Source organism: Streptomyces sp. NPDC127129, assembly GCF_042671585.1.
In the GTDB taxonomy this organism is placed as follows: Bacteria; Actinomycetota; Actinomycetes; order Streptomycetales; family Streptomycetaceae; genus Streptomyces.
In genome coordinates this window covers 465637-486230 of sequence record NZ_JBHXTV010000002.1, presented here as the reverse complement: position 1 = coordinate 486230, position 20594 = coordinate 465637, and the positions used below count along the sequence as shown (strand labels likewise).

Sequence of the window (20594 nt, the reverse complement as noted above, 5' to 3'; positions counted from 1 at the left end):
ACGAGAACCGTCACAAACCCCGCCCCGCTTGCGGACCGGGCACCGGTGGTGCTCGGCGGTCCGCTCCCCCCGGTACACCGGCAGCGTGCCCTCCGGCACCTCCACCGGACGTCGTCGGCGGTGGCGGAGTCATCGGTGCCTGGGTACGTCCCCCTCCGCGCCGGCCGCCTCGCGGTGTGCCCTGCGGGCCGTCGTCGCCGCCTCCTTCACCGCCTTGCGGGCCGTCCTCTGGGCCGACTTCGCGTCCCGCAGCCGCTCTTCGAGTGCGGCCACCTGCTCGTCCGCCTCGGTCGCGCGGGCCTCCGCCGCCCGCAGGTCCTCGTCCCTGCGGCGCGCTTCGGCGACCGCCGCCTCCGCGGCCTCTTCCGCCGCCTTCCGGGCCTCCTGCTCCGCCGCCGCCTCGTCGTCCGCGGCACGGGCGACGGCGGGGTCGGGGCGGGGCGGGAGGGTCTCGGGGACGATCGCGCCGAAGCCGACCGGGGCCTGAGGGGGTCTCACCAGACGGCCCGACGACCACTCCGCCGCGATGCCGGGGTCGGCGAGCACCGCGCGGAAGAGCTGCTCGACCTCCTGGCGGACCGAGGCGCTCAGCGGATGGCCCGCCTCCTCGGCGACCGCCGCGGTCTGTCGGACCTCCGCGGCGATCACCTTGTTCTGCACGCCCGCCGCCTCGCGCATCCTCGCCGCGTCCAGCAGCCGGGTGGCCTCGCGGAGCGTCTCGCCGAGCGCGAGCAGCCGCCGGACGTCCTCGGGCCGTTCCCGTACGAACCGGTTCGAGGCCCAGGCGGCCAGCGTGGGGCGGCGCAGCGCGGCGATCCGCTTCGCGCCGGCCGCGTCCCCGGACCTCCGCGCCTCGGCCGTCCGCGCGTCACGGGCCGCCACGAACTCGTCCGGTGCCACCCCGTACAGCTCATCGAAGACCTGCTCGACGTCCATGCCCTCACTCCCGCACGGCCGGGGCCGCCGCCCCGGGCTCGCCCTCGGCGGCCTCGCGGGCGTCCCGCAGCTCCGTGTAGACCGACCAGACCACCGACACCAGCGGCACCGCCACCACCGCTCCCACGACACCCGCGGCGATCGCCCCCGCGATCACCGAGATCGCCACCACCAGGGGGTGCAGCCGTACGGCCCAGCTCATCACGATCGGATGCAGCAGATGTCCCTCGATCTGCCCGATGATCACGATCAGGGCGATGACGATCGCCGCCACCCAGGGGCCCTGCGAGGCGAGCGCCACGACGGCGGCGACCGCCAGCGCGATCGGGGAGCCGATCAGCGGGATGAAGGCGGCCGCGAACTCCAGCAGCGCCAGCGGGACGGCCAGCGGAACGCCGAGCAGCCAGAGGGCGAGACCGACGAGGACCGCGTTCACGGCGGCCACCAGCACGATGCCGTGGGTGTAGCCGGTGAACGTACGCCAGCCCGCCCGGCCGGCGATGTCCATGCGCACGCGCACCGACCCGGGCAGCTGCTCCCTCAGCCACGCCCACTGCCGGTCACCCGAGTGGATGAAGAAGACCGAGCAGAACAGCGCGAGGGCCAGGGTGGTCAGGACCTCCACCAGCCGGTGCGCACCGCTCATCGCCTCGCTGATCAGCGTCGAGCGATGGCTGGAGAGGAACTGGCCGATCCTGCCCTGGACGTCCGAGAGCGCCTCCGGGTTCAGCCGGAACGGCGGCCGCTCCAGCCAGTCCTCGATCCGGGTGACGCCCTCCCGGAACTCGCGCACCAGGGTGGTCCGGTCCTGCTCCACCGCCTCGCCGACCAGCGCGAGGATCCCCAGGACCAGCGCGATGCTGCCGAGGATCGTGACGGTCACCGCCAGCGGCCGGGGCAGCCCCTTGGCCACCAGGTCGGCCACCGGGCGCAGCAGCGCGGTGACCACCAGACCCAGGAACACGGCCACCCCGATCTCGTGGAAACGCCCGAGGACGGCGAAGAGGCTGTAGATCAGCGCCCCGACGACGAGCAGCCGCCACGCGTACGCGGCGGCGGTGCGGAGGAACGGGATCACCTGCGGCGGAGTGCCTTGCTGCATGGCCAACGACGTACCACCCTGGGCCGCGCGGGCCACGCCAGAGGCCCGGTATTCGGCCGACCGGGCTCAGGAGGGGCGCGTACAGGGTGAACCCGGGGCCGGGGCCGGTGTCGGCGCCGGGCGGCCGACCGGGGCCGGTGAGGATCGGAGGATGGGCGTCGTCCTGCCGGTCCTCTTCGCGTTCTGCGCCGCGTTCAGCAACGCGCTCGCCACGGTGCTGCAGCGCCGTGCCGCGCTCACCGTCCGTCAGACCGACTCGTTCCGGCCCGGTCTGATCCTCGATCTCCTGAAGCGCCCGCTCTGGCTCGCCGGCATCCTCGCGGTCATCGTCGCCGGTGTCGGGCAGGCGGCGGCCCTGGCCACGGGCCCGCTGTCGCTCGTGCAGCCGCTCTTCGTCCTGGAGCTGCCGCTCGCGCTGCTGATCGCCTCACTGATGTCACGCGAGCGGCTGCCGTCGGCGCAGTGGCTGGCCGTGGCCGCGGTGGTGGCGGGCCTCGGTGTGGCGCTCATGGCGGCCTCGCCGGACGGCAACCGCACGCACGTGCCGCTGGACCGCTGGGTCCCGGCGCTCGTGGTGTGCGCCGCGGCCGTGGTGGCCCTGGCCTTCGCCGGACTGCGCCGGCCGCCCGGCCGCGCCCGCGCCGGGTGTCTCGGGGCGGCCACGGCGATCTGCTACGCGCTCACCGCGGGCCTGATGAAGACCTCCATGCACATCCTGGACGAGGACGGCCTGACGGGCTTCCTGACGGCCTGGCAGACGTACGCCTTCTGCGTCGCCGGCATCGCGGCGCTCCTGCTGCTCGAACACGCCATGCAGGGCGGGCCGCTGGTCGCCTCCCAGCCCGCGCTGACCCTGGGCGACGCGACGGTGAGCCTGATGCTGGGCATCCTCATCTACGAGGAGGACGTACGCATGGGATGGTGGCTGGTGCCGGAGCTGCTGGGCGTGGGCCTGATCGTCTTCGGCGTCTTCGCCCTCGCACGGGCCGGGGTCTCGGGATGAGCCACGCGTCCGCTCCGTCCCGCAGCGCCTCCCGCCGCGACCGGCACCTCGGCTATGTGGCGGCGGCCGTGGTCTTCGCCATCGGCATGGCCGGTACGACACTGCCCACGCCGCTCTACGGGCTGTACCGCGAGGAGCTCGGCTTCTCCGAGCTGATGGTGACGGTGATCTTCGCGAGCTACGCCGTGGGCGTCATCGCCACCCTCCTGCTCGTCGGCAACCACTCCGACACGGTGGGGCGTCGCCCCGTGCTCTGGACCGCGCTGGGTCTGGCCGCGGCGAGCGCGGTCTGCTTCCTCCTCGAGGACGGGCTGCCCTATCTGTTCGCCGGGCGGCTGCTGTCCGGCTTCTCGGCCGGGCTGCTGAGCGGGGCGGGGACGGTCACCGTCCTGGAGCTGGCACGGCCGGGCCGGAAGTCCCGCGCGGGGTTCGCCGCGACCGCCGCGAACATGGGCGGCCTCGGCTGCGGACCGCTGATCTCCGGCTTCCTCGCGGAGTACGCCCCGAGACCGCTGGAGCTGCCGTTCCTGGCCCACCTCGCCATGGTCGCCGTGGGCTGCCTCATCGTGCTGCTCCTGCCGGAGACGGTCGCGGAGCCGCAGCTGTGGACCCGGCCGAGGCCGCAGGGCCTGTACGTACCGGCCGAGGTCCGCAGCGTCTTCACCCCCTCGGCGCTCGCCGCCTTCGCGGGATTCTCCCTCCTCGGCCTCTTCACCGCGGTGGCACCGAGCTTCGTCTCGCAGACGCTCGGGATCACCAATCTGGCCGTCTCGGGCCTCGTGGTCTTCTCGGTGTTCCTCGCCTCGACCGTGGGGCAGTCGTGGACGTCCAAGATGGCCGTACGCGTCGCCCTGCCCCTCGGCTGTCTCGTGCTGGTGGCCGGACTCCTCCTCGTCGGAGCGTCCCTCCGGGTGGAGGTGCTGCCGCTCCTGGAGGCCGGAGCGGTCTGCGGAGGGATCGGACAGGGGCTCGCCTTCCGCGCCGGGCTGATCGCCGTCGGCGAGGCGGCCCCGCCCGCGCACCGGGCGGCGACGGTCTCCTCGTTCTTCGTCGTCGCCTACGCCGGCATCTCCCTGCCGGTCGTCGGCGTCGGCGCGCTGACCGAGTGGGTCGGCCTCGAGACCGCCGGACTGATCTTCACCGGCTGCGTGACGCTGCTCGCCACAGCCACCGGCCTCCACCTGGCCCGCTCCATGCGCCACGCGGAGCCCTGATCCGGTGATGACCCCGTGCTGACCCGTGCTGCCCCGGCCCTGGCGCGGTCCTGGTACGGCCCCGGCCCGGCCCTGTCCCCGGGTCCCGCGTTGGGCCCGACCGGTCAGCTCAGCTGGCGGCGGACCAGTTCGTGGAAGAGGCCGGTCGTGTCCGCCAGCAGCTCCGCGGGCGATCCCTGCTGGACGATCCGGCCGTCCGCCATCGCGATCACCCGGTCGGCGTCCATGATGGTGGACAGCCGGTGGGCGATCACGACCCGCGTCGCGTTCAGCGCGCGCGTCGACTCGATGACCACCCGCTGCGCCTCGTTGTCGAGCGCGCTCGTCGCCTCGTCGAAGAAGAGGATCCGGGGGCGGCGGATCAGCGCCTGGGCGATCATCAGCCGCTGGCGCTGCCCGCCCGAGATGGTGCCGCCGCCGTCGGAGAGCATGGTGTGCAGACCCATCGGCATGGCCTTGATGTCCTCGGCCAGTCCCGCCATCGCCGCGGCGGCCCACACGTCCTCCAGGGGGAACGTCTCCGCGCCGCAGATGCACTCGAGGATCGAGCCGGAGAACGGCTGGGCGTTCTGCAGCACGACGCCGCACTGACGGCGCACGGCCGCCTGGTCGAGTGCCGCCAGGTCCTGGCCGTCGTAACGGACGCCGCCGGAGGTCGGCGCGTCGAAACCGATGAGCAGCCGCAGCAGCGTCGACTTGCCGCAGCCGCTGGCGCCCACGATCGCCACGAACTCTCCTGGCCGCACCTGGAAGTCGACACCGTCGAGCACCGGCGGGCCGTCGTCGGAGTAGCGGAACGACAGGTTCTCCGCCTCGATCGCCCCGCTCAGCACGCCCGGCTGGGCGCTGGAGCCGCGGACCTCGGGCATCTCCCGGAGCAACGGCCTGACCTGCTCGAACATCGGCTGCACGGCGGCGGCCGACAGCAGCGCGCCGGTCAGCTGGGTGACCGACGACAGGAGCATCGTCACCGCCGTGCTGAAGGTGAGGAACTGGCTCGCGGACATGGATCCCCGGGCCGGACCGGCGAGCAGCATGAACATCACGAGCGTGCACAGCGGCAGACAGACCGCGCCGAGCACCGTGAGGACGTTCTTGATCCGCCCGACGCGCTGCTGGAGCTCACGGGTCCGGGCGAACTCGCCCGCCCAGGCGGCGTACGCGAAGCTCTCGGCCGCCGCCACGCGCAGCTTCGACAGTCCGCGCAGGGTCTGGAACGCCTGGTTGTTGAGTTTGTTGCCGATCCGGATCAGCTGCCGCTGGTACCGCAGTTGCCACAGCCCGAGGCCCAGGAACACGGCCGCGACGACCAGCAGCATCGCGAGGGCCGCGAGGGCCAGCGGCACGCTGTAGACGAGCAGCAGGACCAGGTTCACCGTGCCGACGGTGCCTGCCTGGACGACGACCGGTCCGATGCCGGACAGCACCCGGCGGATGGCGCTGATGCCCATGGCCGCACTGGCCAGTTCACCGGTGGAGCGGCCCGTGAAGAACCGCGTCGGCAGGCGGAGCAGCCGGTCCCAGACCGCGGGCTGGAGGGTCGCCTCGATCCGGCCCTCCATCCGCAGGATGGAGATGTTCTGCAGCAGCATGAAGGCGGCCGAGACGACGCTCGTGGCGACGATCGCCAGCGCCGTCTGCACGATGAGACCGTTCTCCGCCCGGGGCACGTACTCGCCCAGCACCTTGCCCGTCGCGATGGGCACCAGGGCGCCCAGTCCGACCGCGACGAGCCCGCTCAGCAGCAGGGTCCGCAGCTCCGCGCGGGTGCCGAGCAGACTGAACCGGACCAGCGCCGGCAGGCTCGACGGCCGGTCGGGCAGCGGACGGTAGAGCATCACGGCGCGCGGTTCGAAGGCCGCCGCGTTGGCCCTGCCGACGCGCTCCCGCTCACCCGTGGCGGGGTCGACGGCCTCGTACCCGCCACGCCGCCACAGCAGCGCGACCGGGCTCGCGTCCTCCTCGCGACGCCCCACCAGCGGCCCGCTGTACTCCCGCCACCAGCGACCGCCGAGCCGTACGACACGCGTACGGATCCGGGAGGCGAGCGCGACCCGTTCGACGGCGTCGAGACGCCCCGGCAGGCCCATCGCCTCCGCCGGACCGGCCAGCGTGATCCGGGCCTCGTCGGCCACCAGACGGCAGACGGCGTACGTCGCGTCGTCGCCCGCCCGCCCGCGCGAGCCCCGGCGGGTGGAGCCCGAACCGCCCGGGCCGGAACGGCCGATGGAGGCGAGCAGTGTCTGGTCGGCCTCGGTCCGGGCGGCCCGGCCCGCCTCGATCCCGGCCGCCGTACGGTCCTCGTGGGCGCGCTCCAGCTCCTCGATCCAGCTGTCCAGGGCGTACGACAGCCGGAACTGCTGGTCGACCATGCCCTGCCACATCGCCGGGTCGACGAGGAGGGTGCCGGCGGAGTCGTCGCCGTACCCCTCGTACGCCGCTCCGTAGCGCACGCTGCCGGGGGCGATCTGCATCCAGAGCACGTCGTCGTCCGCGCCGCCGGCCTCGTTGCCCGGACGGCCGTCGAGCGGCGCCTGGTAGAGCACCCGCAGACCACGTCCGATGCCGAGGGAGAAGGCGTGTTCGAGGGGGCTGAGCCGCGGCTCGGCCGCGGCGTACGGATCCGGGTCGGCGTACCACTGTCCGTCGTACCACTGCCCGCCCGCGTACGACAGCTCGCGCAGCTCCACGCGACGCAGCAGGCACCCCTCCAACGGCCGCCCGATCAGGGTGTGCTCGGGCCCCTCGACCGGTCCGAGCAGCAGCGCGCCCGCCTCGAGACGGCCCAGGAAGTGCCAGGGGCCGAGCTGTGCGGCGTCGACGGCGAACAGGTCCATGGCGCCCTCGACGACGAGCCACACCACGTGCGGTCCTTCGAGGGAGACACTGCGCGCACCGGTGCAGTCGACCGCCGTGCCGAGGCCGCCGAGGGCCGCGACGACGGGATCCGCGACGACCACGCCCGGGTGCGTGGGCTGGTGAGGGAACGTCACCTCAGTGCTCCTTGACCAGGTCGGCGTACGCGCCTGCGGCGGCGACCAGATGTGCGTGCCTGCCGCGCTCCACGACCGTGCCCCGGTCGAGGACCACGATCTCGTCGCTGTCGCGCACCGTGCTCAGCCGGTGGGCGATGACCACACAGGCACAGCCGCGACGCCGCAGGTTGTCGATGATGATCTGCTCGGTCGCCGCGTCCAGGGCACTGGTCACCTCGTCGAGGACCATGACGGTGGGCCGGCGCACCAGAGCCCGGGCGATCTCCAGACGCTGGCGCTGACCGCCGGAGAAGTTGCGGCCGTCCTGCTCGACACGGCTGTGGATGCCACCGGGACGGCGCGCGACCACGTCGTACACGGCGGCGTCCCGCAGGGCGGCGACGACGGCCTCGTCGGGGACGGAGGGGTCCCACAGGGCGATGTTGTCGCGGACGGTGCCCTCGAAGAGGAAGACGTCCTGGTCGACGAAGGAGACGGACGCGGCCAGGGCGCCGCGCGGGATGTCCTCCAGCCGCATCCCGTCGATCCGGATGGCACCCTCCCAGGGGGTGTAGAGGCCCGAGATCAGCCGGGAGACGGTCGACTTGCCGCTGCCGGAGCCGCCGACCAGCGCGACCTGCTGCCCGGGGCCCACCGTCAGTGAGAAGTCCTTCAGGAGCGGGGGATCCAGCGGGCTGTAGCCGAAGGTGACGGCGTCCAGCTCGACATGGCCCGTCAGACGGCGGGTGCGGTCCGGCGGCTCGCGCCGCGTGTAGACCGGATCGACGGGGAAGTTCTCGACGTCCTTCAGACGGGCGACGTCGGCGGCGAAGTCCTGGATCCTTCCCGCCACGCCGTTGAGCCGGGTGATCGGCGCGGTGAAGCTGGTCACCAGGGCCTGGAAGGCGACGAGCAGTCCGACGGAGAGATGACCCTCCACCGCCCGAAGACCGCCGATCATCAGGATCAGCGCGCTGTTGAGGGCCGCCAGGGTGGGCGCGACGACCGCCAGCCAGGCGCTGGGCACACCCAGCCTCTGCTGGACGTCGAGCGTGGTGGCGTGCTGACCGGCCCAGCGCCGGAAGAAGCCGTTCTCGCCGCCGGTCGCCTTCATCGTCTCGATGAGCTGGAGACCGCTGTACGAGGTGTTGGTCAGCCGGGCGCTCTCGGCTCGCAGCTTCTGCGTGTCGGTGGCCCGAAGCCGGATCACGATCCGCATGGCGAGCACGTTCAGCAGCGCGATCAGTACGCCGACGACGGTGAGCTGCGGGTCGTACGTCCAGAGGAGCACGGCGTAGAGGAGCACCACGACGGCGTCCACGCCCGCGGCGGCCAGGTCGCGGGCGAGGGTCTCGGCGACCGCGTCGTTGGACTGCAGGCGCTGGACGAGGTCGGCCGGGTTGCGCTGGGCGTAGAACGTGAGCGGAAGTCTGAGCAGATGCCTCAGGAAGCGTGCGCTGCCCAGCGTGGAGGCGATGATGCGCCCGCGGAGCAGGTTGGCCTGCTGCAGCGCGGTGAGGGTCGCGGTGAGGACGAGGGCGGTCGCCATCGCCGCGAAGAGCACGCTCAGCAGCGAGGTCTGGTTCCCGATCAGGAACATGTCGATGTACGTACGGCTCAGCGCGGGCACCCAGGCGCCGACGACGACGAGCAGCAGGCTGGAGATCACCGCCGCGGCCATCGTCCCGGACGTGCCGCGCAGCCGGGCGGGCAGGGCGCCCATGACGCCCGGCTTGCGGCCGCCGCGGCGGAAGCCCGGTCCGGGTTCGAAGGTGAGCACGATCCCCGTGAAGCTCGTGTCGAACTCGTCCATGGGCACGAACCGGCGCCCCTTGCCCGGGTCGTTGATGTACACGCCCCTGCGGCCGAAGTGGCGCCCCATGCCGTCGTAGACGACGTAGTGGTTGAACTCCCAGAACAGGACGGCAGGGGCCGCCACGTCGGCGAGGGCGGCCAGGTCCATCTGCATGCCCTTGGCCTGCAGGCCGTAACCGCGGGCCGCCTTCAGGAGGTTGCTCGCCCGCGAGCCGTCGCGCGAGACGCCGCAGGCGATGCGCAGCTCTTCGAGCGCCACATGGCGGCCGTAGTGACCGAGCACCATCGCCAGGGCGGCGGCGCCGCACTCGACCGCCTCCATCTGGAGCACCGTGGGGGTGCGCACGGTACGGGGCCGCCGGCCCTTGGGCACGGGGTCGCGACGGCGCCGGGCGGGGGGCAGCCGGCGCGCCGAGGCGCGGGAACGGGAGCGGCTCCGGTCGCGGGTGGACTCCGGCGTCGGGGTCACGGCAGCAGCCAGTCGACGGGGCGCTGCGCGGAGAGATGGACGGAGCCCGTGACGGGCGTACCGGAGTCGACCGGGTGCGGGGGGCCGTCCGTGGAGGACCAGGTGTAGCCGGAGGGTGTGGCGGAGGAGCGGTCGAGGCGCACGACCACCGCGACCGGGTTGCCCTGCCGGGAGAGCTGCGCCGCGAGCCCGCTGTCGCCGAGGAAGGCGCCGATCTGCTCCCGTGTCTGGGGAGTGCGGCCCACGGCCTCGACGCGGCCGCGCAGGACGCCGTAGCGGTCGCGGGGGACCGACTGGACGCCGAGGTCGACCCGCGCGCCCGCCCGGATCGTCGAGGCGTCCTCGCCGGGGAGGTACAGCACGGCCACCAGCGGGTCCTTCGGATCGGTCACGCGCTCCACCGTGGCCACGTCCGCTCCGGTCGTGACGACCGCGCCCATCCGGGCGAAGAGGGTGGTCACCCGGCCGCCCGCCACCGCTCGGACGGGCCGGTCGCCCTTGTCCGTACGGACGGTCAGCACCGGCGTCCCGGGGGAGACGGACCGGCCCTCCTCGACGAGGACGTCGGTCACCTGCCCGGCGACCGGACTCTGCAGCAGATAGCTGCCCTCGCCGTGGGTGAGGACACCGGGTGCGTTGAGCTTGGCCGCCACCGTGCCGGTGAGGGCCCAGTAGCCCGCGACGGCGATCACGACGACGGTGACGGCCAGCACGAGGCGGCCCTGCGGGCGCGCGAACCGTACCGGCACATCGAGTTCTTCGGGCGATTGCAGCTTGGAAAGCGCCTTCTGGCGGAACTGCACGGACTATTCCCTCGAGCGCATTCGATTCGTTCGGATACGGGGCGCCCGTGAACCCCGGAACCGGTGAGGGTTCCGGGGTTCACGGGCAATATTCGGCTCAGAGACCGGCGAGACCGGTGATGCCGGCGGTGTTCACCGAGACGCCGGTGATGCCCTGGGCCAGGCCGGGGACGCCGGTGGCCAGGCTCTCGACACCCTGGACCGTCTGGAGGGAACCGACGGTGCCGAGCAGGCCCGTGACGTCGCCGGTCACGGCGCCGGCGAGGCCACCGGAGACGGCGACGAGACCGCCGGACACGGCGTCCAGGTCGGCGTCGGAGATCTCTACCGTCTCAAGGTCGTGACGCATGATGCGCACCCTTCATTTGTTGGGGGGGAATCCGTTTCTGCGGCCGCAGGGGGCCGATCAAAGCATGCGAACGGGTTACCGGACCAATTCAGTTGACGCCTCGCCGCGGACGTTTGTGTACCTGAGGCGACGTCCGTGACCCCATATTCACGGAATGCCGACACCTTCTTCGCAGGAACGAGTAACAGATTCCGGAGCCCCCCGACGCGGGGGGAATGTAACGGACAGAACGGTGCCCTCCGGACGCCTTCCGTCACCTCCCGGTCGAGGAATCGTGAAGGCGGCCGCCCCCAACACGCTCGCGATGTGCAGGTTTTCGGCAGGCGCACGGGCGGGGACCGGCTGCACAATGCGGTGTGTGAACGATGACGATCCGTATCTGTGGCTGGAAGACGTCGAGGGTGAGGCCGCGTTGGCGTGGGTGGCCGAGCGGAACGCCGAGACGGCGGCCGAACTGGCAGCCGACGACGGCTTCGCCTCTCTCAAGCAGCGCCTGCGGGACGCGCTGGACGCCTCGGACCGCATTCCGTACACCACCCGGCGCGGCGCCTACCTCTACAACTACTGGCGGGACGCCGAGCGGGTGCGGGGCGTGTGGCGGCGCACGACGCCCGAGCGGTACCGCAAGGACGAGCCCGAGTGGGAGGTCCTGCTCGACCTGGACGCGCTCGCCGAGGCGGAGGGTGTCGCGTGGGTGTGGGCGGGCGCCCGGGTGCGCCGGCCCGAGGACGACCTGGCGCTGGTGTGTCTCTCGCGCGACGGAGGCGACGCCGTGGAGGTCCGCGAGTTCGACCTCGCCACCCGGTCCTTCGTCGCCGGAGGGTTCGAGGTGCCGGAGGCGAAGACGCGGATCGGGTGGATCGACGCCGACACCGTCTTCGTCGGAACCGACCTCGGCCCCGGCTCGCTGACCGACTCCGGCTATCCGCGCACCGTACGCCGGTGGCGGCGGGGCACGCCGCTGGAGGAGGCGGCCGTGGTCTTCGAGGCCGAGTCCTCGGACGTGTCGGCCTGGGGGCTGCGCGACACGACACCCGGATTCGAGCGCGACTTCGTCGGCCGCGCCAGCGACTTCTACCGCGGTGAGACCTTTCTCCTGACCCCCGGCGGGGACCTCGTGAAGATCGACGTCCCCGAGGACGCCGAGGCGTACGCCCATCGCCGGCACCTGATCGTCACGCTGAGGTCCGCGTGGCTGGGGCAGCCGGCCGGCTCGCTGCTGGCCTTCGGCTTCGACGCCTTCCTGGCGGGCGACCGTACGGCGGAGGTGCTCTTCACCCCCGACGAGCGGACCGCTCTGGCCGGACACTCCTGGACCCGGCACCATCTGCTCCTGGAGACGATGCGCGACGTCAGCACCCGCATCGAGATCCTCACTCCGAGCGCCGGGGGAGGCGGCTGGACGCGCGAGCCGCTCACCGACGTCCCGCCGCTCTCCGCCGTCACCGTCGTGGACACCGATCCGGACGTCTCCGACGAGTACTTCCTCGACGTGTCGGGCTTCCTGCAGCCCTCCAGCCTCTACCAGGGCCGGATCGGCGCCGGGGCCGAGATCCTCAAGCGGGCCCCGGAGCGCTTCGACACGGCCGGTCTGGCGGTGGAGCAGTTCTTCGCGGCCTCCCCGGACGGCACCCGTGTGCCCTACTTCGTGATCGGCCCCGACCGGGCCCTCACCGGCCCGGGCCCCACGCTGCTCTACGGCTACGGCGGATTCGAGGTCTCTCTCACCCCCTCCTACGGTGCCGTGCGGGGCCGGGGCTGGCTGGAGCGCGGCGGCACGTACGTGATCGCGAACATCCGGGGCGGCGGGGAGTACGGACCGGACTGGCACCGGGCCGCGCTCGGGGCCGACCGGCCGCGGGCCTTCGAGGACTTCGCGGCCGTCGCCGGGGATCTGGTCGCGCGGGGCATCACCACCCCGGCCATGCTCGGCGCCGCCGGCGGCAGCAACGGCGGCCTGCTCATGGGCGCGATGCTCACCCGGTACCCGGAACTCTTCGGCGCGATCGTGGCCCAGGTGCCGCTGCTCGACATGCTCCGCTACCACCGGCTGCTCGCGGGGGCGTCCTGGATCGCCGAGTACGGCGACCCGGACGTCGAGGCGGACCGCCCCCATCTCCGCGCTCTGTCCCCCTACCACCGGCTCGCCGCCGACCGCGTCTACCCGCCGGTCCTGTTGATGACCTCCACCCGGGACGACCGCGTCCACCCCGGGCACGCCCGGAAGACCGCCGCCCGGCTGCGCGAACTCGGGCACCGGGTCCTGCTCCACGAGAACACCGGCGGGGGCCACGCGGGCGCCAGTGACAACGAACAGTCCGCCCACAACAACGCCCTGATGTATGCGTTCCTCTGGCGGCACCTCTCGTGAAGTGAAGAACCGGCGCACATCCTGTGACGCATTCGCGCCAGAACGGTCGGTATTCGTCGTCAACTCACCATAAAACTCTCGGCCCATCGTCCAAATTACTGCTCTGACCAGGGAAAACCCTGGCAGGGCGGTGAGGGCTGAATCGAGCCTTCATGGAATCCCGGGTGCGGGGTAGGGTCATGCCCGTTCGCACATCCGTGCCCCATGTGGAGGGCGGGATATACCACCATTTCGCAGTGACGGGTGCGCTTACGTGGAATTCCGATACGGAGAGGGAAATCGGGGCACACTCGGACCCCATGTGCGAAGACCGACAGAAAGACGTTCGAGGCGAGGCAAACCGATGGATGGTCCGACCACCATGTCGGCCGACAGCGCGAACTCCGGCGGGAACAACCGGAACGGGGGCTGGTTCGGTCGAACTCCGGGAAGCACCCCGGGCGGTCCGGCACCCACCCCCCAGGCACCGCCCACCAGGCCCGCGCCGGCCACCGGGCCCGCGACGCCCCCGGCGCCCGTAGCCCCCGCGCCGTCGATGTCGTCCGCACCGAGTACCCCGAGCGCACCGTCCGCACCGAGTACCCCCAGCGCACCGTCCGTGCCGGAGCAGCGGACCGCGCCCTCCGCGCCCGCCGCGCCGTTCCAGGCGTTCGGATCCTCTCCCGCCGCGGCCCCCGCCGCGGCCCCCGAGGACACGTCCGACGCCGCACTGCTGCGCCGCACCCTCGCCGAGATCGAGCCGATCGCCGACAAGGTCACCTCGCACTTCTACGCCCTGCTCTTCCTCAAGCACCCGGACCTGCGCGCCCTGTTCCCCGCCGCCATGGACACCCAGCGGGACCGGCTCTTCACGGCGCTGCTCACCGCCGCGACCCATGTGAACGACGCCGCCACCCTCACCGCGTACCTCTCCGGGCTCGGTCGCGGGCACCGGAAGTACGGCACGCTCCCCGAGCACTACCCGGCCGTCGGCGAAGCTCTTCTCGGCGCACTCTCCCAGTACGCCACGGAGAGCTGGGGGCCGAAGACCCAAGCGGCCTGGGTGGGTGCCTACACCGCGATCTCCCAGATCATGATCGACGCGGCGGCCGAGGACGAACTCCGCGCCCCCGCCTGGTGGCAGGCGGAGGTGGTCGCCCACGAGATGCGCACGCGCGACATCGCTGTCGTGACGGTCCGGCCCGACCAGCCGTACCCCTTCCTCGCCGGGCAGTACACCTCGCTGGAGACGCCCTGGTGGCCGCGTGTCTGGAGGCACTACTCCTTCGCCTCCGCGCCCCGCTCGGACGGACTGCTCTCCTTCCACGTCAAGGCCGTACCGGCGGGATGGGTCTCCAACGCCCTGGTGCACCGGGCCCGTCCGGGGCACGTGATCCGGCTCGGCGCGCCCGCGGGATCCATGACCGTCGACCACACCACGGACAACGGTCTGCTCTGTCTGGGCGGCGGCACCGGCATCGCCCCCATCAAGGCGCTGGTCGAGGATGTCGCCCAGCACGGCAGACGCCGTTCCGTGCAGGTCTTCTACGGTGCCCGCCGCGACCACGACCTGTACGACATCGACACCATGCTCCGGATGCAGCAGTCGCACCCCTGGCTCTCCGTCCGTCCCGTCGTCGACGACGGGGCAAGTGGCGAGCTGTGCGGCCAACTGCCCGACGCCGTCTGTCAGTACGGACCGTGGCACACCTACGACGCCTATCTCTCCGGCCCGCCCGGCATGATCCGGCGCGGCGTCGACACCCTGGTCGGCATCGGCATCCCGACCCACCGCATACGGCACGACTCCATCGAGGAACTGGTCGGGGCAAGGAATTGAGCACTTTCGAACACACCGGCTACCGGCAGCCGACGCCGGTGCGCGCCGTCCGGCCGGGGAGCGACGGCGAGCACCTCGTCCAGCAGCGCATGGGCACCACCGAGCGTGCCGACCGGTTCTACGCCGACCAGGTCCTCGAACGGCTCAACACCCGCATGCGGGAGTTCGTGGCGCGCCAGGAGATGTTCTTCCTGGCCACCGCCGACCGGCACGGCGAGTGCGACAACACCTTCCGGGCCGGCCCGCCCGGCTTCCTCCACGTCCTGGACGACCGGACCCTCGCGTACCCCGAGTACCGGGGCAACGGGGTGCAGGCCAGCCTCGGCAACATCGAGGAGAACCCCCACGTCGGCCTCCTCATGATGGACTTCCTCCGGGACCGCATCGGACTCCACGTCAACGGCCGGGCCCGGGTCGTGTCGGACGACACCATGCGCCGCGCCCACGAGGGTCTCCCGTACGACTCCGTCCCGGGCCGCCGCGCCCAGGTCTGGGTCGAGGTCGCCGTGGAGGAGGCGTACATCCACTGCGCCAAGCACATCCCCCATCTGCAGAAGGTGCCCCGGGACGGGAACGGACGCGCCTGGGGTACGGACGACGTGAGGCGCAAGGGCGGCGACTTCTTCGGCGCCGCGGCCGAATCCCCGGAGCGCGGTCCGTTCCTGCCCCCGCCGCGCGCGGACGCCGCGACCTGGCGGGCGGAGGCGGAGAGGGTCCTGGAGGAGGCCGAGCAGCGCCGGATCGCCGACGAGGAGCACGTCTTCACCGGCTGGTTCGACAGGAACGTGACCGTCTGACCGTCCGGTCCCCGACGGCACGCCACGCTCCGCACACCCCCATTCGGACTCCACCCGCCCGTGTACGCGCGGCGGAGGCGACCGAGCGGCTTACGGTGTGCCGATGCGACCTGTTCCTCGGTGGGCTCTGGTGTCGTCGGGGTGCGCCCCCGTTCTGCTGGTCGGCGGCTGGATGCTCGCGGCCCATCTGGAAGGACCGGCGTACGATCCCGTCACCCAGAACATCAGCGTGCTGGGGGCCTACGGCGCCAAGGGCTTCTGGGTGATGACCGGAGCGTTGCTCGCGCTGGGCGTCTGCCACCTGTTCACCGCCTGGGGGCTCCGCCCGGCCGCACTGGCCGGACGGCTGGCGCTGGCTGCCGGCGGGCTCGCGGCCTTCCTGGTGACGATGCTCCCGGCGCCCAGCAGCGGTGGGTCCCTGGAGCACGGTTCGGTCGCCGTCGTCGGCTTCGTCCTGCTCGCGGTGTGGCCGGTCCTGGCCGCCGTCCGGACCCCGGCCGCGCCCTGGGGCCTGCGGCTCGCGCCTTCGGTCGCGGCGAGCGTCCTGATGGGCGTCGGGGCGGCCTGGTACCTGATCGAGACGGAGCGTCAGGGCGCTCCCGGCGTCGCCGAACGCCTGGTGACCTGCATGCAGGCGGTGTGGCCTTTCGTCGTCGTCGCCTCCTGCGTCGCCTACCGGGACCTGCGCGACGCACGGGCGACGGTGGACGCGCGGAGCGACGACGACCGCTCCCTGCCCGACTGAACGACCCGCCCCGGAACGGCGCTCGGCAGCGGTCCGCAGGGGAGCCGGTGTTCACATCACTGAATTTGACGCGGGCTCAAACCTTGCCAGTCGAACGGACGGCGCCCTATCGTCGCACGGCAGAAAGCGCTTTCTCCTTGTACGGGACACCCGGCGGGGGCGGCCGAGGAGCCGCCGCCGTTCCGGCATGCGACGACGCGTGCCGACGACGAATGGGAGACGAGAATGGGACGAGCAGTCGCACCACGACTCGCCGCGGCGCTGGCCGCCGCGGCCCTGGTGGCAGCGGGTGCCGCGGTGCTGTCGGCGCCGGAGGCATCGGCGGCGACCGGCAGCGCCACCGGCTACGCGACCCAGAACGGCGGGACCACCGGAGGCGCGGGCGGGCAGACCGTACGCGCCACCACGGGGACCGCGATCCACGCGGCGCTCTGCGCCCGACCCTCTACGAGCACCCCCCTCGTCATCGAGGTCGAGGGAACCGTCGACCACGGCAACACGGCCAAGGTGTCGGGCACCGGCTGCAACACCGCGGACGGGGTGATCGAGCTCAAGCAGATCAGCAACGTCACGATCGTCGGCGTCGGTGCCGGTGCGGTCTTCGATCAACTCGGCATCCACATACGTGAATCCAGCAACATCATCATTCAGAACGTGACCGTACGGAACGTCAAGAAGTCGGGCTCGCCCGTCTCCAACGGCGGTGACGCCATCGGCATGGAGAGCGACGTCCGCAACGTGTGGGTCGACCACGTCACCCTGGAGGCGTCGGGCGGTGAGTCGGAGGGGTTCGACGGCCTGTTCGACATGAAGGACAACACCCAGTACGTGACCCTGTCCTACAGCACCCTGCGCAACTCCGGCCGCGGCGGCCTCGTGGGCTCCAGCGAGAGCGACCTCTCGAACGGCTTCATCACGTACCACCACAACCTGTACGAGAACATCGACTCCCGCGCACCCCTGCTGCGCGGCGGCACGGCGCACATCTACAACAACCACTACGTGAGCCTCAACGAGTCCGGCATCAACTCCCGGGCCGGGGCGCGCGCCAAGGTGGACAACAACTACTTCGAGGACTCCAAGGACGTCCTCGGCACCTTCTACACGGATGCGGCCGGGTACTGGCAGGTCGGCGGGAACGTCTTCGACAACGTGACCTGGTCGAGCCCCGGCACCGACAACAACCCGGCCGGCCCGAACCCGCAGTCCAACACGACGGTCGCCATCCCCTACGCGTACAGCCTCGACAACGCGAGCTGCGTACCCGACGTCGTGAGCCGGACGGCGGGCGCGAACAACGGCCTGCGGGTCTCCGACGGCAGCTGCTCCCCGCAGACACCGGCGCCGACCACCCCCGCGCCGACCCCGACCACTCCTCGGCCGACCACCCCGGCGCCCACCACCCCCGCCCCGACTCCGACCCCGCCCGCCGGGACCAACCTCTCCCTCGGAGCCGGCTCCGACGGCTCCGGCAAGGCCGACGGCACGAGCTACGGCAACGTGCGGGACGGTGACCTGAGCACGTACTGGTCCCCGGCCGGCGCGACCGGTTCCGTCTCGGTCAAGTGGGGCTCGGCCACCAGCGTGTCCCGGATCGCCGTACGGGAGGCGGCGGGCTCGGCCGGCGCCATCGGCTCCTGGCGGGTCCTCAACGGCGACACCGGAGCGGTCCTGACGTCCGGCAGCGGGGCGGGCGTCATCACCTTCCCCGCGACCTCGCTGAAGAAGGTCACCTTCGAGATCACCGGCTCCACCGCCACCCCGAAGGTCGCCGAGTTCGAGACCTACGCCTCGTAGCGCACCCACGCGACGGAGCGGCGCCGCCGCAGCCCCACCGCGGTCCACCCGCCGCCCCGCCGCGGCTCACCCGCCCGGCGGGGCGTCCCAGGCCTTCGCCAGCCCCTCCAGCCAGACGGGAGGGAGCTCCACCCGGTCCCACTCCTCCCGCAGCGCGTCCGGCGCCGAGACGAGACGCTCCAGTACGGCGACGCTGCTGGGGGAGTGGAGGAGGGAGTAGCGGCCGTGGATGGAGACGTCGCTGCCGGGCCCGTACTCCGCGTACAGCCGGTTCAGCCGCTCGCTCCAGGACCCGGCGAACGCGTCCAGATGTCCGGCGTACCCGGCCCGTTCCGCGGTGCTCATCGTGCCGAGGACGGCGACGAGGACGTCCTCCGACACCTCGGGGTCGAGGTCGGAGACATGGGTGAACGCGAGGTAGAGCGGGGTCACGGCAACCTTCGCCCGCTCCACGTCCACCCCCGCGACCGGGGGGTGGACGTGCGCCGTGTCCGACGGTCCCTCGGCGCCGCCCGGCTCGTCGGCGCCGAGCGCCCGCCGCAGCGCGCGCTCGGTACTGCGCAGCAGTGTCTCGTCGACCGCCCGGGCGCCGTCGAGCCACCCTAGGCGGAACCGCTCTCCCCGGTCCCCGGGAGCGCTCGCCACGACCCGGGCGACCTCGCCGTGGGCCTCCGCGAGGGCGCCGGCCTCCACCAGGGCGATCAGCCGCCCCGTCTCGTCCTCGGGTACGCCCGTACGGGCGAGGAGTCCGAGGAGGGTCGTCCTCGCGTTCCTGACGTCGGCCGCGTTCGGAAGGGTGTCCGTGGGGACGACGGTCGCTCCGTGCGACGGCGGCTGTTCCGAGTTCATGGTCACCATGCTGCCTGACGGCGGTCACGCGCCGGTTCCTGATCGTCGGAGTCGGCGCGTGAAGGTGTGGTGTCCCTGTGGATCGTGGTCCCGGCCGGGACCACGATCTCAGCTGAGCGTCAGCGGGGTGTCCGGCGCGAGTTCGGCCGCGATGCGCTCGGCGACGACCTCGGCCGTGTTGCCGGCGGGGGTGTTCGCGGTCTTGGTCGTGGAGACGGCGATGGCGAGGCGCTGCGAGGGCAGGTACGCCTGGATCGCGGCGTAGCCGGAGAACGACGGGTTCTGGGCCAGCCAGGTGTTGGCCACGATGACGCCGAGCCCGAAGTGCCAGCCCTCGGTCTGCGGCAGACAGATCGCCTCGGGACATGTGGCGGTCCCGCCGCCCAGGCCGACCGTGCCCGGGTTGACGAAGGTGCGGTACGAGCGGGGCGAGAGCAGCTCCCCGGCGCCGATGGCGCGCGCGGAGCGGGCCAGGTCGCAGATGTCGGTGGTGATGACCGCGCCGGGCGCCGTGGTCCACGACGGGTTCCAGAAGGTGGACTCCTCGTAGAGACCGCGGTCTGAGGTGAAGGCGTGCAGGACCGGCTCGGGAATGTCGGGGGTGAAGTTGTTCCGCGTGTTGCGCAGCCCGAGGGGGCGCCAGACCCGCTCCTCCAGAAGCCGGTCGATCCGAGTGCCGGTGATCTTCTCCAGCGCGATGGCCAGGAGCAGGTAGTTGGCGTGCGAGTAGCTCCAACTGGTACCCGGCTCGTACCAGAACGAGTGGCTGAAGGGGTACGCGAGGAGCTGCTGCGGGGTCCAGTGGCGGAACGGGTGGGGCCCTAGCTCGGCGGCGAAGGCCGGGTCGGTGACGTAGTCGTGGAGGCCGCTTGTGTTCGTGGCCAGCATCCGCAGGGTGATCCGGTCCGCCTTCGGTACGAAGGGCAGCCAGCTCTCCACGGTGTCGTCCAGACGGACCTTCCGCTCCTCCACCAGCTGGAGGAGGGCGGTGCCGATGTGGGCGAAGGCCACGGATCCGGCGCGGAAATGCATGTCCGGCCGGGCCGGGACACCGGTCATGGACTCGCCGAGCGCGTCGGTGACGACCTCGCGTCCGCCGACGGTGACCCGCAGCTCCACGGAGTTCAGCCTGAGGTCGTCCTTGGCCTTGCGGGCGATGGCCAGGACCTCGCGGCCCTGCGCGTCGAGGGGGCGTGCGGTCCTCGTACAGTCCCGTGCGCCGGGGCCGCCGGGCCCTTCGGCGAGCGCGGGTGCGACAGCGGTGGTGTGGACCGTGACAGCGAGGAGGGCCGCGCAGAGCAGGGCGGCCCTGCGGGCACGCGTCCGGGCGGGCGGGCGTGCGGGGGAGGTGCGTGTCATGACCGCACTATGGAGGTGGCCCGGCGGGGAGGCTGCCGAACACTCCGGGGACGGTCCGAGACCCGCCCATGTGGGGCAGGGACACCATCCCGGCGCACCACCCCGCCGGAGTCCTGGAGTACGGCCCGGTCGCTCAGTCGCCCACGCGGCCCCGGTCGCCCGGTCGCCCTGTCACCCCGGCGGCCCCGCTC

15 protein-coding genes are annotated in these 20594 nt (G+C 72.3%); 7 read left to right on the top strand and 8 right to left on the bottom strand.

Annotation, left to right across the window (positions count from 1 at the left end; genetic code table 11):
• Positions 1 to 129 precede the first annotated feature (129 nt).
• Both ACFVGW_RS05420 and ACFVGW_RS05415 read right to left on the bottom strand, forming a co-directional pair.
• Positions 130 to 936 carry a hypothetical protein gene (locus tag ACFVGW_RS05420; protein WP_385850900.1) on the bottom strand — a complete coding sequence of 269 codons (807 nt, stop codon included), beginning with the start codon at positions 934 to 936 and terminating at the stop codon, positions 130 to 132.
• Between the two features lie 4 nt (positions 937 to 940).
• A complete protein-coding gene (locus tag ACFVGW_RS05415) occupies positions 941 to 2038 on the bottom strand; it encodes an AI-2E family transporter (RefSeq protein ID WP_385850899.1) in 1098 nt (365 codons plus the stop codon).
• 151 nt (positions 2039 to 2189) lie between these two features.
• Between ACFVGW_RS05415 and ACFVGW_RS05410 the strand changes: the two genes are divergently transcribed.
• Both ACFVGW_RS05410 and ACFVGW_RS05405 read left to right on the top strand, forming a co-directional pair.
• On the top strand, positions 2190 to 3041 hold the full coding sequence (locus ACFVGW_RS05410) for a DMT family transporter (RefSeq protein WP_352188923.1): 852 nt from the start codon (positions 2190 to 2192) through the stop codon (positions 3039 to 3041).
• On the top strand, positions 3038 to 4255 hold the full coding sequence (locus tag ACFVGW_RS05405) for an MFS transporter (protein WP_385850898.1): 1218 nt from the start codon (positions 3038 to 3040) through the stop codon (positions 4253 to 4255). Before ACFVGW_RS05410 ends, ACFVGW_RS05405 begins: the two co-directional genes overlap by 4 nt.
• Before the next feature lie 104 nt (positions 4256 to 4359).
• Here the strand turns inward: ACFVGW_RS05405 and ACFVGW_RS05400 are convergent, their stop codons facing one another.
• The 4 genes from ACFVGW_RS05400 to ACFVGW_RS05385 form a co-directional block, all read right to left on the bottom strand.
• Positions 4360 to 7248: an NHLP bacteriocin export ABC transporter permease/ATPase subunit gene (locus ACFVGW_RS05400; RefSeq protein WP_385850897.1), complete on the bottom strand. Its 2889-nt coding sequence runs from the start codon at positions 7246 to 7248 to the stop codon at positions 4360 to 4362.
• Position 7249: 1 nt separating this feature from the next.
• On the bottom strand, positions 7250 to 9514 hold the full coding sequence (locus tag ACFVGW_RS05395; protein WP_385850896.1) for an NHLP family bacteriocin export ABC transporter peptidase/permease/ATPase subunit: 2265 nt from the start codon (positions 9512 to 9514) through the stop codon (positions 7250 to 7252).
• Complete coding sequence (locus ACFVGW_RS05390; RefSeq protein ID WP_385850895.1) at positions 9511 to 10317, bottom strand: HlyD family efflux transporter periplasmic adaptor subunit; 807 nt, start codon at positions 10315 to 10317, stop codon at positions 9511 to 9513. Before ACFVGW_RS05390 ends, ACFVGW_RS05395 begins: the two co-directional genes overlap by 4 nt.
• A 97-nt stretch (positions 10318 to 10414) precedes the next feature.
• Positions 10415 to 10666 (bottom strand): hypothetical protein, encoded by a 252-nt coding sequence (locus ACFVGW_RS05385; protein WP_385850894.1) that lies wholly within the window; start codon positions 10664 to 10666, stop codon positions 10415 to 10417.
• A 349-nt stretch (positions 10667 to 11015) separates the two neighbouring features.
• Here ACFVGW_RS05385 and ACFVGW_RS05380 point away from each other — a divergent pair, with 349 nt between their 5' ends.
• The 5 genes from ACFVGW_RS05380 (at position 11016) to ACFVGW_RS05360 (ending at position 18195) form a co-directional block, all read left to right on the top strand.
• Complete coding sequence (locus ACFVGW_RS05380; RefSeq protein ID WP_385850893.1) at positions 11016 to 13037, top strand: prolyl oligopeptidase family protein; 2022 nt, start codon at positions 11016 to 11018, stop codon at positions 13035 to 13037.
• A gap of 343 nt (positions 13038 to 13380) precedes the next feature.
• Complete coding sequence (locus ACFVGW_RS05375; RefSeq protein ID WP_385850892.1) at positions 13381 to 14856, top strand: globin domain-containing protein; 1476 nt, start codon at positions 13381 to 13383, stop codon at positions 14854 to 14856.
• Entirely contained in the window at positions 14853 to 15653 is an 801-nt protein-coding gene (locus tag ACFVGW_RS05370; protein WP_385850891.1) for a pyridoxamine 5'-phosphate oxidase family protein, read from the top strand. The genes ACFVGW_RS05375 and ACFVGW_RS05370 overlap by 4 nt, the downstream gene beginning before the upstream one ends.
• Positions 15654 to 15756: 103 nt before the next feature.
• Positions 15757 to 16398: a DUF998 domain-containing protein gene (locus ACFVGW_RS05365; RefSeq protein ID WP_383291937.1), complete on the top strand. Its 642-nt coding sequence runs from the start codon at positions 15757 to 15759 to the stop codon at positions 16396 to 16398.
• Between the two features lie 225 nt (positions 16399 to 16623).
• Positions 16624 to 18195, top strand: coding sequence for a polysaccharide lyase family 1 protein (locus ACFVGW_RS05360; RefSeq protein WP_385850890.1), 1572 nt, complete (start codon positions 16624 to 16626; stop codon positions 18193 to 18195).
• A 66-nt stretch (positions 18196 to 18261) separates the two neighbouring features.
• Here the strand turns inward: ACFVGW_RS05360 and ACFVGW_RS05355 are convergent, their stop codons facing one another.
• Complete coding sequence (locus ACFVGW_RS05355; protein ID WP_385850889.1) at positions 18262 to 19044, bottom strand: hypothetical protein; 783 nt, start codon at positions 19042 to 19044, stop codon at positions 18262 to 18264.
• A gap of 108 nt (positions 19045 to 19152) precedes the next feature.
• The gene (locus tag ACFVGW_RS05350) at positions 19153 to 20403 is read right to left on the bottom strand and encodes a serine hydrolase domain-containing protein (RefSeq protein WP_385850888.1); all 1251 of its coding nucleotides are present in this window, start codon (positions 20401 to 20403) and stop codon (positions 19153 to 19155) included.
• Between the last annotated feature and the right edge of the window lie 191 nt (positions 20404 to 20594).